The following is a 1615-nucleotide window of genomic DNA, read 5'->3' on the forward strand; positions in this document are numbered from 1 at the left end:
GTGGGGGGAATCGAAAGTGCGGGGGGGCACCGCGCTGGATCCTGGCCGACTTTGACGACACTCTGGCCCCCGGCGACAGTCATGCCGGTCTGCTGCGCTATATTCTGCGCCGCCGGATCTGGCCGCTGCTATTGCTGCCGGTGATTGCGCTGGGTGGGGTGGTCTATCTGCTGCCCAGCCAGCGGCGGCGCGGTATCTCCCTTATCTGGTGGGCCATCACGCTTTGGCTCTCTCCCCTCGGTTGGCGCAAGCTGGTGCGCGCCTATTGCCGCACCAGGCCGGGACTGTTTCGTCAGGCTAGCGATCTACTGCAACGGGAGGGGCATCGCTGCTGGGTGATCTCCGCCAGTCCCTGCGCGCTGGTGCGAGCCCAGCTCCATCAGCAACTACCCGGCCAGTTGCCCCACCGGATCATTGGCTCGCAGATGCACTACCGTTTTGGCGGCCTGATGCCACGCTTCTATTGCCACGGTCAGCACAAGCTGCTGCCGGAGATCTGCGCCCTCGATGCCGGGCTGGCCCTGAGCGACAGCCTGCACGATCTGCCGCTGCTGGGGTTGGGGAAAGAGGCGTGGCTGATCAATCCCACCCCGGCGCGACTGCATACAGCCCGGGCCCGCTTGCCCCATCTGATGGTCAAAAACTGGCAACTGTAAGCCAAAGCTGACAGCCATGCGGGTCGTCACAGGTTGATCTGCAAGGCTGTGGCTTCAATGTCACAATCCGTTTACATCTTTTGCCCGCCAGGCCCGCACAACTATCTGCGACCTGCCTCTTCTCTTCCTGCTACGCCCTGCTTCTAATGAAACAAGTTGTTAACACTTGCCGCGCCGATGCGTGCCGCAATCCGTTTTAACCGAATCAAGAGCAAGGAGCGCCCGATGAATGCCACCTCTTCCGCCACCCACACCATCAATCCGTTAGGCACGGACGGCTTCGAGTTTGTCGAGTACACAGCCCCCGACGCCAAGGGGATTGCCGCCCTCAAGAGCCTGTTTGTCTCGCTCGGGTTTGCCGAGGTCGCCAAGCACAAGCACAAGCAGTGCTGGCTCTACCGGCAGGGGGATATCAACTTCGTGGTCAATGCCGAGCCCCACTCCCAGGCGGAGCAGTTTGCCAGCCTGCACGGGCCGAGCGTCTGTGGCATGGCATTTCGGGTTAGCGATGCGGGCAAGGCCCAGCAGTTCGCCATCACCAAGGGGGCCAAGCCCTTTGTCGGCAAGATTGGCCCGATGGAGCTCAACATTCCCGCCATTTACGGTATCGGCGAGAGCACTCTCTCCTTTGTCGACCGCTACGGCGACAAGGGCTCCATCTATGATGTGGATTTTGTCTTCTACCCGGACTGGCAGGCCCGGATGGCGGAGGTGGATGCCGGTCTTGTCGAGATCGATCACCTGACCCACAACGTTCATCGGGGCAATATGGATGTCTGGTCCAATTTCTATGAGCGGATCGGCAATTTCCGCGAAATCCGCTACTTCGATATTGAGGGCAAGCTGACCGGGCTGCATTCGCGCGCCATGACCGCCCCCTGCGGCAAGATCCGCATCCCCATCAACGAGTCGGCGGATGACAAGTCGCAGATTGAGGAGTACCTGCGTCAGTACAAGGG

2 protein-coding genes are annotated in these 1615 nt (G+C 61.0%); both read left to right on the plus strand.

What is annotated here, in order from left to right:
- Positions 1–38 precede the first annotated feature (38 nt).
- Positions 39–656, plus strand: a complete 618-nt coding sequence (locus LD28_RS0112850) for an HAD family hydrolase (RefSeq protein WP_033137362.1) — start codon at positions 39–41, stop codon at positions 654–656.
- Positions 657–881: 225 nt separating this feature from the next.
- Positions 882–1615, plus strand: a 734-nt coding sequence (locus LD28_RS0112855; RefSeq protein WP_033137361.1) for a 4-hydroxyphenylpyruvate dioxygenase family protein, incomplete at its 3' end; no start/stop codon positions are given.

The organism is Aeromonas finlandensis (assembly GCF_000764645.1).
Taxonomy (GTDB): Bacteria; Pseudomonadota; Gammaproteobacteria; order Enterobacterales; family Aeromonadaceae; genus Aeromonas; species Aeromonas finlandensis.